Below are 15,773 nucleotides of genomic sequence, written 5' to 3'. Positions count from 1 at the left end.
TCTCATACTAAGATAGGTAATAAATGAATTCATATGTGAAAAATCAATATTCATTTCATAAGCAATGTATTTCCAGACATCTACCGAGGAATCCTATAAATTATTAGTACATATACCTATATTTGAGAAATATTATGAATACTTTCATGCATAAAGACACTAAATAATTTGTAGTTTGTTTTTAGATCGCAGCTTCATGAAGCTACATTCTATACATTTCTAATAAAATATACATCGGAGAAATATCTCTTTGTGTGTCTTGAAAGTAACTTGCTATCAGCATTACATGCTCAGTATTTATAGTACTGCATTAACTCTGTTAATTAATTATTAATTACAGATTGAGAATCTTAATATGATATGATGATTTTAAAAAATTCCTGAGAGGTAACATACCAAGTATTTACTAAATTCATATTATTATGATAGATATCGCACTATTCTTTTTAGCAGAATTCTGCACCAAAACATTCAATTTTTTATTTTTTTCAATAAAAATACGGTTACATTTTAATTACGAAAATAATAATGATTGTAATCATCGTAAGATTCTTAAATATACACATTATACATTTGTTTATTCAGTTCGTAAACAGAATAGCAAAGATAAAAAATAACGGTCTTTTAACTGATGTATTAATAAAAATAATAAAAATAATAAAAATATTGCACATGTCATAAACCACTCACTAACATTATGCTTAGTTGTATATGATATAATATATATCCATATTATTTTATAATGTACTATCTTTTGTTGGTGAATTGGTATTCATTCATTAACATGAAGTTTATTTATATTTTACTGACTACTTATTATCTTTTTAATTAAAAAAGATTAGACAGAACTACATACCTATATTTTTAATCATTAAAAATGTATCATGCAAGATATTAATCAATAAATATTCATTGATACGGTGTTTTAAGGTATTTAATGCACAGGCTAATATACTGATAACGTACTTATCAATATAATCCTTATGCAGCCTGTATGCTTATTAAAATACCTGGATTATATACTTCATAGTAGGGGTATTAAACTATCTGACAATGCAGATGATACAATTTTAAATGAATACTAACATTTGATGATAATATTTAACTTATTATATCTTAATATATGTTAAAGAATTAAACGTTATTCACAAATCTCATATATTTATTACTTCTACATTAAATATAATATATCGTAATATATAAACCTATAATATGTGTCTTATATAAAAAGCTATAAAAATTTAAATAGCCAATAATGTTAATTGGTAATAAATCTCTAATACAGAAATTAAAATTTGGTCTAAAATTATAATATAGGTATGAATGGTGAATACTAATAGATTTTAATTAAAAATAGAACAGTATGATCTTTATTTATAGATTTCAATTTTTTAAAAATAAATTAAAAATTAAAATATCTACTCTAAATCTCATTAAATAACTTGCATGATACTATCGATAGAATTTTAAAATATACTGATACAAAATTCATAATACTATACAATCTCTCAAGGACATATATAGTATGGTATAAAAAATATTCTTATTTCAAATGATATTTCTATTTTGAGTGCAACAAGATACAGGATCTAGATAAAAAATCTGTCAATTTATTATATTCTAAGTTTTTATACAAGTATACTAACCCAAACATTCATTTTAAGATATTTATACATAACTCTCACTATGAGATGTTGTAACATGCTATTCGCAAGTGTAGTAAATATTTATGTATCCAATCTTGTATACTAGCGGTACACCCTTAAACTTATTTTAAAATACACGATGAGCATTGTACTCAAAGGAGATCACTACTAAAGAAGCTATAATGGAAAAACAATAGATCAATCGTTCTCTCATCTCTCATTTTTAAAACACTAACATCACAACCATTCCATTGGTTCTATACGTCTGACTTGACTGAGACTGAGATGGGTAAAGACTATATTTGCTATCTCCTGGATGGATACATCGCTAATGATTATAGTGTATCTCAAAACCATAATATGGGTGATTTAAGATCATATGCACACAACAGATCTCTTGTATAAAAAGCATTTTCGATAGCATGCATAAAGCATAATTACCATACCAATGGTAATGCATTTTATTTTTCTATAATTAACCTCATAACCTATAGAAACCTTCTTGCTTGCTGAATGCTAAACACCCTTAAATAATTATCACCTTATAATTACATAATAACACTATATGTTGAACTCACATGATAGTGATTAAGAGTCACTTACCTTTTGCATACTGTGCAATTATTAATCGGTATATGTTTCTTGCACAGAACATGTCTTGTATATTTAAACTGACTTGACACATATCTTTTACAAAGTATCAGTTACTGGTTACATAAATTAATTATATCCATTAGATATGATGATAAATTAAAAAATCAGACATCTATATTGATAATAACACTAGTATCAAAATATCAATTTATGTTTGTCAAGATGTATCACAGTGCAATGTTTCACCATCTTGCAAAATTATTATTGTCTTGTCTCAAAATATCTCTATAATATAGAGTAATTTCTCCATCATATATTTAATTAAGAAATACATTCTAATTTTTACTCTCTGACTTAAATATATACCTTAATCTAAAAATATATTATGTTAAATAATGATACATTAAAGCACTGATTATAAAATATATATAATACTATTATAACCTAAAAATAATATTATGTGATATTTGCTACTGTGCTCTCATTAGAGAATCTTAAAATGAAATATATATCATAGTTTTATAAGTTCTTTGAAATTTTATTTCAATGTTATGATAAAATAACTCAAAAACCGTAAGTTTTTAAAAGAATAATGACAATCATGTTTCCAATTATTGCACTCACTATAACAATAGCTACTCATACATATAAAAAATACTGTGCAGTCCACTTTAAAATGAAGTTATGATTCTGTGATTGTTATTTCAAAATATAGAGATGACATATCTCTCTATCTCTATTAGAGAGAACAACTCCATACAGCATATCTAAAATAATCCAACATACTAAAAAATTCTATTTTTAAATTATTTACAACTATTATAAAAATCAATATGTTTCAATTCTTCTATAAACATCTTTTATAATAGAATATTGATCTAATATAGTTAGATATTATTTATCATCTAAGATGATAAAAAATATTTACTCATTTTATATTATACAATACTATATACGCATCTTGGATATTTCTGTGTCTATTATACATAAAAGAACCTTTAAATATCTCTTAACAGGCGCCGCTATTTTACGCATGATAAAATATCATCGCATTAGATAAAGGATAAATTAAACTATGTTTCTAGTTAGATGTACTTTTTTCCAGAAAATATCTATAAAAAGAGAAAGACCTTCTTGATGTACATATATTTTAAGAAAAAACAAAGATGCAATCTTCCTATTGATGTAATAATATTACAATTATTTAATAATCTATTATGTAATATTATTACAACTATGTAATAATATTACAATGAAATATAAAAACACAGTTTAAATAAAAAAACTTTTATAATATTAGCACCATACTATGCTGTCGATATTCTCGATATTATTAACAATGTATGGTACTCTACATTCCACATTGACAGAGCTTATATTTTATAACTACATTATACTATAGTATTGTTTACCATTAGAGTGTTTACCATTTTCATTAAAACTTAAAATAATGTCAGAGTGTTTGTATTAACAATACTCAATGGCATTGTTGTATACTAATACATATTACATATATCTAAGAGGCTTAAATTTTATGATACGTATCGCTCTATTTTTGCTCACCAACCTCGGTGTTATGGTGGTGTTCGGAGTTATTCTTAGCTTAACAGGAGTGCAGTCAAATAGTATAATTGGTCTCATGATCATGGCAGGTCTATTTGGCTTTGGCGGAGCATTTATTTCACTCTTAATGTCTAAGTGGATGGCCTTGCGTTCTGTCAGCGGGGATGTGATCACAAAGGCTAATAATGATACTGAGAATTGGCTGATAGATACTATAACTTCACAATCAAAAAAAGTTGGCATTGCTACACCGCAAATAGCTATTTATCATGCTTTAGATATGAATGCTTTTGCTACTGGTGCGCGCCGTGATTCTTCATTAGTTGCAGTATCAACCGGACTATTACAAAATATGAGTCGTGATGAAGCTGAAGCCGTACTCGCGCACGAAATTAGTCATATTGCCAATGGTGATATGGTTACCATGACATTAATCCAAGGTATTGTGAACACATTTGTTATCTTTATATCTCGAATATTAGCCCAAATAGTATCAGGTATGATTTCAAGTGATCGTGAAGAAGAAGAAAACACTACCGGTCATCCGGTGGTTTATTTTATGGTTTCTATGCTGCTCGAGCTAGTTTTCGGTGTTATTGCCAGCATGATTACTATGTGGTTTTCACGTCATCGTGAATTTCATGCTGATGCAGGCGCAGCTGGTTTAGTTGGATCCGAAAAAATGATTGCCGCATTAGAACGTCTTAAGACTAGCTACGCGCCAGAAGAAGCTAGTCAACTAATGGCGCTGTGTATTAATGGAAAATCTAGATGGGTCAGTGAGCTTTTTATGTCGCATCCATCATTGGATAAGCGTATCACAGCTTTACGGAATACAAAACATAGAAACACCTATAATCGCTAACTATATAATAATTTGCATATATATTATTTTTTATTTTCAGACTGCACTAATTGCTATTACTCATTTTTCTTATCGCATAGATTAGCGAGTAGTGTACCATACACTCTATAGAACCAAGAATTAATGATACGTAGAACCACTGATCTATAACGCCTTCATACCATTGTAGGCTCACAGAGACATTGATTCAGATAATTCACAACTTCTATATAGATAAGTAATCCAAATCCATACAAACCCTATAACTACCACTGTGCATACAGCAGTAGTTATAGGTACCTGTGTCATCAATACAGAAAATAAAAGATTTAATATCAGTATTCATTAGTCGTGATGTTGTATCTTGGACGCTCATGTATATAGAAATATATAAGATACTTATCAATCATTGAGCACACACCTTGAGTACACCTCAAGAGAATAAAATACCTTAATAACACGACATTACAACACCTCTTATTCATAATGGAAAATTACTAAAGCAGAGAAGATAAATGCACGTGCTACTAACTCACTCCACGCAGTAAAAATTTTCTCCTACGATGATTTTTTTGTAATGACTCAGCTGTGGTGAGCAAAACACAGTTTTAATTTATAGTGTCTACATATGCTGAAAATTAGTGCTCTGTAACCAGCTTTCTAATATGATTGCTGCTGAAAGTGAATCCACATGATCTTTACGGAGAGCTTGAAAACCTCTGCGTTGAAAGATGACGGCTCTTGCTTCCACCGTACTTAAACGTTCATCATGTAAATTGACCAATATTTTATAGCGCATGTGCATAAAACTTGCAAATGTACGCGCGCGTGTGGTTAATGGCTGCTCGCTTCCATTCATGTTAAGCGGAAGTCCGACTACAATATTTGTAGGTTGCCACTCCTGGATCAGTGCATCAATTTTATCTAAATAAGGCATACCAGCCTGTGCTTTTAATGCTTTCAAAGGATAAGCGGTACTAGTGACACGCTGCCCGCTAGCAACACCAATACTTTTCATTCCAAAATCAAAAGATAAGAATGTGTTTCTTCTTTTCATGCATGCCCTGCGTCACTCACGATATTGTACATGTCAACCCCAAGGCTTTTGGCTGCTTCACGCCACCGCGCCGAAATTGGGGTATTGAATAATATATTGCTATTTGCAGAAGTTGTTAACCAAGCATTCTCCATCAATTCTTGTTCTAATGGACCCTGCCCCCAAGCACAACATCCTAACGCAACTAATACCTGATCTGGTTGTTCGTCTGTACCTAAAGTTTCTAAAACATCACGAGATGTGGTCATAATTGTAGTATCTGAAATACGAATACTAGAAGCAAAAGTCTTTTGTGCTGAATGTAAAATAAAACCACGATCTTCTGCTAAAGGCCCACCCACAAATACCGGTTGATTCAATTTAAAATCCGAGATGAGAGAGGAGCTAGAAATTTTTAGTTTTTGCAACATACCTGGGACCATTAGATTATCTACTGGCTTATTAATAATTAATCCCATAGCCCCATCAGAATTATGTTCAAAAATATAGATTACAGACCTTTTAAATAGAGGAGTCTGTAATGTTGGCATAGCAATTAAAAAATGATGCTGTAAATTCATGCGTGATATTCTATAGTCTAGTGAATGCTTACTATATAATGGATTCTTTCGTAATAGTCTCTATTATATTACAGTCTGTAATAACCACTATAATAAGCATGCAGGCAAGCGTTTTTCGATTACGTCCATCAACATACCAGTAATCGATACCGGAAAAGCAGTCTCAATCTCACAAATACAAGTAGGACTTGTTATATTAATTTCAGTTAATTTATCTCCTATAATATCTAAACCAACAAAAATCAATCCTTTTTGTTTTAAAATTGGCGCTACACGATTTACTATTTTTAAATCACCTGCAGATAGCAACCGAGCCTCACCACGACCTCCAGCTGCAAGATTTCCGCGTGTTTCACCAAGCTTTGGCAGACGAGCTAAACAATATGGTACTGGCTCGCCATCTACAATCAATACACGCTTATCGCCATCTACTATGGACGGTAAGTAATTTTGTGCCATACAATATGTAGTACCGTATTTAGTTATCGTTTCAATAATGACTGATACATTGGGGTCTTCTTTCTGAATACGAAAAATCGATTCCCCTCCCATACCATGGAGGGGTTTTAGTATAATATCATGATGTTTTTGCCAAAAAGACAAGATCTGATTAATATTACGAGTAACTAGTGTGTCTGGGGTAATATCAGAAAACCATACAGTAAATAACTTTTCATTACAGTCACGTAAGCTCTGTGGTTTATTAATAATCAGTGTGCCTAATGCTTCCGCTCGCTCCAGCATATAAGTAGCATAAATGAACTCACTATCTAAGGGGGGGTCTTTACGCATCAATATTACATTTAGATCAGAGAGTGATATATCTCGTTCATCGCTAAAAGAAAAACATGGATAATACTGTCTCTGGACATTAAGTAATCGTGTACGTGCACGAGCTTCTCCTTGGTATAGATATAGATCAGACATTTCCATGTAATAAATTTCATAACCACGGTTTTGTGCTTCACATAACATCGCTAAGCTAGAATCTTTTTTATAATTCACCGAAGTAAGAGGATCCATTACTAAGCCTAGCTTGATCATATTTTTCTCCACAGTACGCTATATTACTTATATGGCACCATTTATCATGCTTATATGTTCTGAACACCTAAAAAACATGCTTACATACATACCAGTTTATCGCCATATGTGGGATATTTCTTAGACATCACTAATCACAGAGAAATACCTCAATATTCCTTATATACGCCAAACTGTATTAGCATCTATAGTAGCGCATATCTATAGATTCAAAGCTTTTGTGAAAGAAAAAGAAAGAAAGTACATAGAAATTCTGCAACCTTGAGATCATGTGTGTTCGCTATTAGCGCGATAAAATCAGACATAGCGCATATCATAAAGCATGCATAAAAATATTTAGATTGTATGAATATTCTAATCGACTTTTAGATATAACAATAGTATTAACCTATAAGTATTCCCTGTAATAGCTTATAAGCAAAAAATTTGAATAAATAGCGGAAAAAGTACAACTATGATTAAGATATATTTAACGCATGTCTCTAATAGAGACTATTACTTGATAATATACCATAATCTTTGATTAACCGATATAACTAACTTGAAAAAATCAATCTAATAATACTCTTTTACAATAACATTTTCAACACCTGCATTTAGGAATAATGGTTAATAAAAATCTTATTAACATAACTCGCATCATCTCATGATTTATTCTAAGCATTATGATATATCTACACTCTATTTTATGCTCTATCAATAACCAGTTATACAAATAGCTCTCTATAGTCTACATGCCCGTACTATGACTCTGATATGGATAATGTTAGTTGCTCAGAATCAATACGCGTAACAAGCAACTGGTCAATACGATAGCTATCTATATCTACTACTTCAAATTTATATCCTTGTAACTTCACAAAATCAGTACGTTTCGGGATTTTACGTAGCATAAACATCATAAAACCACCAATAGTTTCATAATTGTCCGATTGTGGGAATTCAGTCATATGTAAAGCACGCATAACATCATCAATGGGTGTACCTCCTTCAATGAGCCATGAATTTTCATCGCGTGCAACAATTTGATCTTCTAGTCCCTGCCCTACTAAATCACCCATTAAAGTCGTCATCACATCATTTAGAGTAATGATACCAACAACCAACGCATATTCATTTATAATCACCGCGAAATCTTCTCCAACTGTCTTAAAGCTCTCTAGTGCTTCAGATAGTGTCAGAGTATCTGGTAAAATAAGTGCAGAACAGATCTGGATACGATTATTTAAAGATAAAACCTGATGGCTTAACACACACATTAGAAGTTCTTTTGAATCGACATAGCCAATAATATGATCGATGTCATTACTACAAACTAGAAATTTGGAATGCGGATAACGAGCAATTTTTTCTTTTAGACTGTTTTCATCTTCATGTAAAGTGAACCATACTACATTTTCACGCGGAGTCATAGCAGATGGTACCGTGCGTGATTCTAATTCAAATACGTTCTCAATTAATTCATGTTCCTGTTTGCGTAAAACGCCTGCTAAAGCCCCTGCTTCTACTACTGCGTAAATATCATCAGATGTAATATCATCATGACGTATCATTGGGATTTTAAAAATACGAAAAATAATATTTGCTCCACCGTTAAATAACCATACCAGCGGACGACAAATAAATAAGCAAACACGCATTACACTAATAATCTTTAAAGCCATGCGCTCTGGGGCGATCATTCCCAAACGCTTAGGAAACAAATCTCCAAATAAAATAAACAAACTAGTAATTAATGTGAAAGAACATATAAAACTTAAACGTTCTGCCATATCAATATCCACAACATGTATGAATAATTTAAAAAAAGCTGGAGAAAAAGCCGCGTCGCCAACAATCCCCCCAAGAATTGCTACTGCATTAACACCAATTTGTACAACAGTAAAAAACATACCGGGATTTTCTTGTATTTTAAGCACATGTTTAGCATTAATATTTCCCTCATCAACTAAAAGCTTGAGTTTAATTGTACGAGCAGCTGCAAGAGAAATTTCAGAAATAGAAAAAAAAGAACTCACTAAAATCAATAATAATATGATTAAGAAACTATCTAACATATAAAATCCATATATGGTTTTAACTATGCGTGAAACACGTCATGCAAAACAATTTTGAATATACACTAAATGAATACAATATCATGTGCAATATACAATTTTTTTGAATTTTTAACCCACTGTGTTTCTCTCATTAGGCATACTCCAATTTTTAAAATCATTCATCGTATACATAACAGACATGCCTCTCACTTCAAAAAAAAGACAAGCAGAGGATACACCAGCTCTTATCACCGCTAAGAGTACAACACATCTTATACAAAATGCACCAACTACCGCACTAGCTAAAGACTGAATGCATACATTTTTTTAGTGATACATCATTATAAAAATATCTTTTTTATCACATATTCTCAAAAGAAGAGTGAAAGATGTCTAAAGCTCTATTTCATTGTTAAAGGTTATGGCTCCCTCAGAGTATCTCTGATGTAGTGTAATACGACCGCGTGACTGAATATTGCGTTATATCTACAATAAAAAAATTCATAAACATTTATTACCTCCAAAATAAATAAAACTTTATGGTGTAAATCATCTATCATCCATTAAAGTGTTTGTCGTAAAATCCATACAACAAAAAATCTGATAACTAGGTAATGCGCGCGATGAGATAATATCAATATGCAATCGTAGCGGAGGTCATCATCTAACTAGATCACAACTATAAATATAAATATAACAAAGAGGCAACGAAAAGTTATATGAAAAAAAATATAGTAGAAATGCTTCATGTGAGTTTTTCTCATAAAAATATGATCATTTTCGATAATCTCTCGCTTTCTATACCTAGAGGGAAAATAACAGCTATTATAGGTCCATCTGGAGTTGGAAAAACCACACTATTACGCTTGATAGGAGGACAGTTGCGCCCCATCAGTGGAGAAGTATGGTTTAATAACGTAAATATTCCAACTCTTTCGCGTGCATCTTTGTATGAAGTACGCAAAAAAATGGGTATGCTTTTTCAAACAGGAGCTCTGTTTACAGATTTAAATGTATTCGATAATGTAGCATGGTCGCTACGAGAACATGCTGATTTACCAAAAACATTACTACACAGTACGGTAATAATGAAGCTAGAAGCAGTTGGACTACGAGGGGCCACTCATCTCAAACCCTCTGAGCTCTCAGGAGGGATGATACGACGCACTGCACTGGCACGTGCACTCGCATTAGAACCAGACTTAATGATGTTTGACGAGCCTTTTGTAGGACAAGACCCCGTAACTGTTCAATTAATAATAAAATTAATTCATAAATTAAAATATGCATTAGATATGACTTTTATTATAGTATCTCATGATATCCCTGAAGTGTTGAGTATCGCTGATTACACCTACCTTATAAATGAACGACAAATACTCGCTCAGGGAACAACTCATGATCTCCATACACATGGAAACATTTGTGTACGTAAATTTATCAATGGAATTTCTAATGGATCTAGACCTACTTTTTTTCCTACTCAAGATTATCTACAGGATTTACTTGGCCTCAGATAAGGAAAACACTGATGTACTTACAAGTCTTAGCATTACTCGGTCGACAAGGATTTAATTTTTGTGCTTCTTTAGGTCGCGCCGGATGGATATTATTCTACGCACTAGTTAGTTTTCCTCGTGATCGTTCACATGGGAAAATATTACTAGATCAGCTATACCACATTGGAGTTTTATCATTATTAATTATTGTGATCTCTGGGCTATTTATGGGTATGGTTATAAGTATGCAAGGATATTTAGTATTAAAGACTTATGGTGCTGAGAATGATCTTGGTATAATCGTAGCGCTGTGGCTATTACGTGATCTAGGTCCAGTCATTACAGCTTTGCTATTTACTGGACGTGCTGGATCTGCTGTGACGGCCGAAATTGGTTTAATGAAAGCAACTGAACAACTGGCAAGTATGGAAATGATGGCAGTAGACCCATTACAACGTATTATTTCTCCCAGGTTCTGGGCTGGTTGTATTAGCATGCCTCTACTAACATTTATTTTTATCTCAGCAGGTGTTATTGGTGGTGCATTTATAGGTATAACCTGGAAAGGTATTGATTCTGGTTTTTTTTGGACTGCAATCCACAATGGCGTTCATTTACAACAGGATATGACTCACTGCGTAACTAAAAGTGCAGTGTTTGCTACAATGATCATATGGATAGCCTTATTTAACGGTTATGATGCCACCCCAACTGCTGAAGGTATATGTCGAGCCACAACGCGCACCGTGGTGCATGCATCACTAGCTGTATTAGGTTTAGACCTCTTTTTAACAACACTTATGTCGGAGCACTGACGTATAATGCAAACAAAAAAAAGTGAAATTTTAGTAGGCGCTTTCTTGATACTATCTATCAGTTCAATACTTTTCCTTTGTCTACATATCAGTCGTCCGACTTCTCCATTTAGTGCACTCACCTGGAAGCTCTATGCTACCTTTGATAACATAGGAGAACTTCAAACCGGTTCACCTGTAAAAGTCGGTGGAGTAGTAATCGGTCGTGTAACACACATTACACTCGATCCAAAAAATTATTTACTCACAGTACGCATGGATATTGAAAAAAAATATAATAATATCCCAGATACTAGTTCACTTTCAATCAGAACATCAGGTCTATTAGGTGAACAATACTTAGCGCTAAATATAGGATTTACAGAACCCGATATAGGAACTAATATACTTAAGGATGGTAGCATCATTCAAGATACAAAGTCTGTGATATCCCTTGAGGATCTGATTGGTCAATTCTTATATAAAAGTGAGAAATATTCATAATCCACGCCCTCTATACTCTATATAAACTCGCTAATTAATAAAGTGATAGAAATATGGCAATAGTATACCCGATAGCAGAGGCAATAATGTTTAAACGTTTTCTTATATTGATACTGATAAGCATTTCTCCTCAAGTCACAAACGCAGACACTGAACCATGTAATCCATATACGATTATGACTAGAGCTGCTATGCATACTTTTGATCGTATTAAAAATGAAAAAAAAAATATTAAAAATAATCCTGCCTATTTGCATACCATTATACAAGAAGAGTTAATGCCTTATATACATGTCAAATATGCTGCTGCATTAGTTTTGGGGCATTATTACAATAATACAACAAAAACTCAACGTGATAAATATTATCACGCCTTTAGTATTTACTTATCTCATGTGACTACACAAATGTTATCTGTGTATCAAGGACAAGCCTATAAAATTACACCAGAGAAACCAATATCCGGAGAAAAAGTGGTCACTATTCGTATAACTATACTCAATTCTTATGGTGGTTCACCAATTAGATTAGACTTCCAATGGCGGAAGAATAGCGTTAATGGACGTTGGCAGGCCTATGATATTCTCACAGAAGGTGTTAGTATTATCAGTACTAAGCAAAACGAATGGAGCGATATCCTACGAAAAAAAGGTATTGATGGTTTAATTCAAACACTACAATCTTATACCAATCCATCCATCACATTTAATAAATAGTTATAATGAGCACACAGTTAGAATGGGAAGTTAACCACAAAAACCTCTATCTTAGAGGTGAATTAACATACAAGACATTGCGACCTTTATGGTCTATGCGTGAAAAAGTCATGCAATGCATAGAAAATATTAATGTTTGCAAATTAACACGCGTCGATACAGGCGGGCTTGCCTTTCTGATTCACTTACAGTACATGTCTATACAAAACGGAAAAGCACTCTGCTTTTCTGGGATTACACCGCAACTCTATGCGCTAATTACACTGTATCATCTTCAAAATATAATTACGCGTCCGTCTTAAAAGAATTTAATTCTGAATGGTAAAATATACAGCATCTGTATAAAAAATCAATTGCTTATACAGCCTACTGTTTGTTATAACTTGGGGCGTGTGAGTAATTTTTTAATCTCATTCACTACGTGTAGTTGCATCACGCTCCTCATATTGACACCTGTTATTACAGAATAACCTATTTAAAATTATGCTTCTGCATATGTTTTTACTTTATCCATCCATAATACTATTATCATATAGCATAACGCTCTCTTTTTCTGTACCCTACACCATCAATAAACTTCTTTTTTATCTTACTAAAGAATTAGAGATTTTCTCATACAATATGATAGCAGGCAGTAAGCCGTGATTGAACAGATATTCTGACTATAATGCATTTGGATAGGATAAGTTTATGCAGTCTCATGGTACTAGAGTGTGTTGCTCAATTCTCATACAAAGATCGCAAGCAGGTAGACAATGACTCCATCAGATACATGCTCCTCCAATAATATACTTAGTAAGTAAAGATTTAAAAAACCTTACAAAATATCTGTTGCATCTTAGTGCACATAACACTATAAGTGTAAATCTCTATATTTTTGATATGTTTTGAAAAAATAATTTGATATCGTGCGTGAACTCAACATAACAAAATATATTAACGAATCATAACATGTATATTACATGTGTGTACTCATTAAACTATTACAACATGTAAGGCTTCAATACAGAGTCATATAAGATCTAGTTTGATCACATCCATTCCTACTTTATCTTCAATATTCATATATGCATAAGTATCAGCTAAAAAAATTATATGATGCTCTTACTCTTTGATGCTACCCATTATCTTGATTGTATATATGGGAACAGAAATCCCTATACATGATGCTTTTATCCTATAGACAGTGTTAGTGACCATATGCATCAAAGATCATAATTAAAACTATATTCATAAATCATACAGTGAGATGCAGAAAATGATCCATAACAATACAATTCAGTCTTTTTTACTAGAGCAATTACAACTACAAACAGTCTATGTTAGCGGTGATAGTAATCACTTGCAGATTATTGCTATTGGTAAGATTTTTGGTGGACTTAGTCGCGTGAAGCAGCAACAGATTATTTATTCATCTTTAATGTCTTATATTACTAATAATTACATACATGCTGTCTCAATTAAAACCTACACTCCTGAAGAATGGAATCGTAATCATGAGTTACATCCTGAGAAATCTATGTAATACTAATGTTTTAAATACTAACCTAGACATCTTAGAGAGATTGTAACACTTTACAGTAAAGAAATATCTCAAAAACTCGAGTGGTAGAAATGGATAAATTCCGTATACAAGGTCCTACAAAGTTAAGTGGTGCAGTCACTATTTCTGGAGCGAAAAACTCTGCGTTACCAATTCTTTTTGCTTCACTGCTAGCTGAGGATCCAGTGGAAATACAGAACGTTCCGAAATTAAAAGACATAGATACTACCATGAAACTACTTAGACAACTTGGTGTAAAAGCAGAACACAATGATTCTGTGCATCTCGATGCAAGTCAAGTGAATGTTTATTGCGCGCCATATGATCTAGTAAAAACTATGCGCGCATCCATCTGGGCTTTAGGGCCATTAGTCGCTCGTTTTGGCCAAGGACAGGTGTCTTTGCCAGGAGGATGTGCAATTGGAGCTCGTCCAGTGGATTTGCATATTACTGGTCTTGAGCAACTCGGCGCTAAAATTAAATTAGAAAATGGTTATGTGAAAGCATCTGTTAATGGTCGTCTGACAGGTAAGCGTATTATAATGAATAAAGTTAGCGTTGGCGCCACTGTAACCATTATGAGCTCTGCTACACTGGCTATAGGTACCACTATTATTGAAAACGCTGCACGAGAACCAGAAATTGTTGATACCGCTAATTTTTTAAATATGCTAGGAGCTAAAATTCTTGGTGCAGGAAGTAATTGTATGACAATTGTAGGCGTAAAGAGGTTGGGAGGAGGGTTACACCGTATATTACCTGATCGCATTGAAACTGGGACTTTTCTAATTGCAGGAGCTGTCTCTGGCGGTAAAATTTTATGCAGAGAAACCCAACCTAATACTCTCAACGCAGTATTAGAAAAACTACGAGAAGCGGGAGCGGATATTAAAGAAGGAAGTAATTGGATCAGCTTAGATATGCACGGAAAACGACCAAAAGCAGTTAATATATGTACAGCTCCTTATCCAGGATTTCCTACTGATATGCAGGCTCAATTTAGCTTACTAAATTTGATTGCTCAAGGATCCGGGGTGATTACTGAAACCATTTTTGAAAACCGTTTTATGCATATTCCAGAACTCATGCGTATGGGGGCTCAAGCTATCATTCAAAGACATACTTTAATTTGTCATGGTGTAGAAAGGCTATCAGCCGCTCCAGTGATGGCAACCGATCTACGTGTTTCAGTCAGTCTTGTTCTAGCAGGCTGTATTGCTGATGGAGTTACCTTAGTGGATCGTATTTATCATATAGATCGTGGATATGAATTTATTGAAGACAAATTAAGTCGTTTAGGGGCAAATATTCAACGGATCAATGGTGATTAACTCACATATATGGTCTATCCCTTAAATAAAGCCAAGGCT

12 protein-coding genes are annotated in these 15,773 nt (G+C 32.9%); 8 read left to right on the top strand and 4 right to left on the bottom strand.

The features are described 5' to 3' along the window. The first annotated feature begins 3,774 nt into the window (after nt 1-3,774). Nucleotides 3,775-4,668, top strand: coding sequence for a protease HtpX (gene htpX, locus ERCIKOCA2762_RS01095; protein ID WP_157988384.1), 894 nt, complete (start codon nt 3,775-3,777; stop codon nt 4,666-4,668). A 601-nt stretch (nt 4,669-5,269) separates the two neighbouring features. Here the strand turns inward: htpX and ruvX are convergent. The 4 genes from ruvX to paeA form a co-directional block, all read right to left on the bottom strand. Next, complete coding sequence (ruvX, locus tag ERCIKOCA2762_RS01090) at nt 5,270-5,704, bottom strand: Holliday junction resolvase RuvX (protein WP_157988383.1); 435 nt, start codon at nt 5,702-5,704, stop codon at nt 5,270-5,272. After that, a complete protein-coding gene (locus ERCIKOCA2762_RS01085; protein ID WP_157988382.1) occupies nt 5,701-6,264 on the bottom strand; it encodes a YqgE/AlgH family protein in 564 nt (187 codons plus the stop codon). The genes ruvX and ERCIKOCA2762_RS01085 overlap by 4 nt, the downstream gene beginning before the upstream one ends. 87 nt (nt 6,265-6,351) lie before the next feature. Beyond that, the gene (gshB, locus tag ERCIKOCA2762_RS01080; RefSeq protein WP_157988381.1) at nt 6,352-7,308 is read right to left on the bottom strand and encodes a glutathione synthase; all 957 of its coding nucleotides are present in this window, start codon (nt 7,306-7,308) and stop codon (nt 6,352-6,354) included. A 743-nt stretch (nt 7,309-8,051) separates the two neighbouring features. Beyond that, nucleotides 8,052-9,365, bottom strand: coding sequence for a polyamine export protein PaeA (paeA, locus tag ERCIKOCA2762_RS01075; protein WP_157988380.1), 1,314 nt, complete (start codon nt 9,363-9,365; stop codon nt 8,052-8,054). Nucleotides 9,366-10,066: 701 nt separating this feature from the next. On the opposite strand from paeA, the gene ERCIKOCA2762_RS01070 reads away from it, so the two are divergent. From ERCIKOCA2762_RS01070 to murA, 7 genes are all read left to right on the top strand, one after another. Further along, nucleotides 10,067-10,867 carry an ATP-binding cassette domain-containing protein gene (locus tag ERCIKOCA2762_RS01070; RefSeq protein ID WP_157988379.1) on the top strand — a complete coding sequence of 267 codons (801 nt, stop codon included), beginning with the start codon at nt 10,067-10,069 and terminating at the stop codon, nt 10,865-10,867. Between the two features lie 11 nt (nt 10,868-10,878). Continuing rightward, a complete protein-coding gene (gene mlaE / locus ERCIKOCA2762_RS01065; protein WP_157988378.1) occupies nt 10,879-11,661 on the top strand; it encodes a lipid asymmetry maintenance ABC transporter permease subunit MlaE in 783 nt (260 codons plus the stop codon). Between the two features lie 6 nt (nt 11,662-11,667). After that, a complete protein-coding gene (mlaD, locus tag ERCIKOCA2762_RS01060) occupies nt 11,668-12,144 on the top strand; it encodes an outer membrane lipid asymmetry maintenance protein MlaD (RefSeq protein ID WP_157988377.1) in 477 nt (158 codons plus the stop codon). 86 nt (nt 12,145-12,230) lie between these two features. Then, nucleotides 12,231-12,860 carry a phospholipid-binding protein MlaC gene (mlaC, locus tag ERCIKOCA2762_RS01055; protein WP_157988770.1) on the top strand — a complete coding sequence of 210 codons (630 nt, stop codon included), beginning with the start codon at nt 12,231-12,233 and terminating at the stop codon, nt 12,858-12,860. Nucleotides 12,861-12,865: 5 nt separating this feature from the next. Further along, nucleotides 12,866-13,162 carry a lipid asymmetry maintenance protein MlaB gene (gene mlaB / locus ERCIKOCA2762_RS01050; RefSeq protein WP_157988376.1) on the top strand — a complete coding sequence of 99 codons (297 nt, stop codon included), beginning with the start codon at nt 12,866-12,868 and terminating at the stop codon, nt 13,160-13,162. A 959-nt stretch (nt 13,163-14,121) separates the two neighbouring features. After that, the gene (locus tag ERCIKOCA2762_RS01045; RefSeq protein WP_157988769.1) at nt 14,122-14,385 is read left to right on the top strand and encodes a BolA family protein; all 264 of its coding nucleotides are present in this window, start codon (nt 14,122-14,124) and stop codon (nt 14,383-14,385) included. Nucleotides 14,386-14,474: 89 nt separating this feature from the next. Beyond that, nucleotides 14,475-15,734 carry a UDP-N-acetylglucosamine 1-carboxyvinyltransferase gene (gene murA, locus ERCIKOCA2762_RS01040; RefSeq protein ID WP_157988375.1) on the top strand — a complete coding sequence of 420 codons (1,260 nt, stop codon included), beginning with the start codon at nt 14,475-14,477 and terminating at the stop codon, nt 15,732-15,734. Nucleotides 15,735-15,773: the final 39 nt, after the last annotated feature.

The organism is Candidatus Erwinia haradaeae, from assembly GCF_900698935.1.
Lineage (GTDB): Bacteria > Pseudomonadota > Gammaproteobacteria > Enterobacterales > Enterobacteriaceae > Erwinia_E > Erwinia_E haradaeae_D.
Note: the sequence above shows the minus strand (reverse complement) of the source record. Positions and strands in the feature narration are given on the sequence as shown.

Excerpts from the sequence above, each read along its gene's own strand:
- mlaE (WP_157988378.1), top strand. The coding sequence starts at position 10,879 with ATGTACTTACAAGTCTTAGCATTACTCGGTCGACAAGGATTTAATTTT.
- mlaB (WP_157988376.1), top strand. The coding sequence starts at position 12,866 with ATGAGCACACAGTTAGAATGGGAAGTTAACCACAAAAACCTCTATCTT.
- mlaC (WP_157988770.1), top strand. The coding sequence starts at position 12,231 with ATGTTTAAACGTTTTCTTATATTGATACTGATAAGCATTTCTCCTCAA.
- ERCIKOCA2762_RS01085 (WP_157988382.1), bottom strand. The coding sequence starts at position 6,264 with ATGAATTTACAGCATCATTTTTTAATTGCTATGCCAACATTACAGACT.
- gshB (WP_157988381.1), bottom strand. The coding sequence starts at position 7,308 with ATGATCAAGCTAGGCTTAGTAATGGATCCTCTTACTTCGGTGAATTAT.
- murA (WP_157988375.1), top strand. The coding sequence starts at position 14,475 with ATGGATAAATTCCGTATACAAGGTCCTACAAAGTTAAGTGGTGCAGTC.
- mlaD (WP_157988377.1), top strand. The coding sequence starts at position 11,668 with ATGCAAACAAAAAAAAGTGAAATTTTAGTAGGCGCTTTCTTGATACTA.
- htpX (WP_157988384.1), top strand. The coding sequence starts at position 3,775 with ATGATACGTATCGCTCTATTTTTGCTCACCAACCTCGGTGTTATGGTG.
- ruvX (WP_157988383.1), bottom strand. The coding sequence starts at position 5,704 with ATGAAAAGAAGAAACACATTCTTATCTTTTGATTTTGGAATGAAAAGT.
- ERCIKOCA2762_RS01070 (WP_157988379.1), top strand. The coding sequence starts at position 10,067 with ATGAAAAAAAATATAGTAGAAATGCTTCATGTGAGTTTTTCTCATAAA.
- paeA (WP_157988380.1), bottom strand. The coding sequence starts at position 9,365 with ATGTTAGATAGTTTCTTAATCATATTATTATTGATTTTAGTGAGTTCT.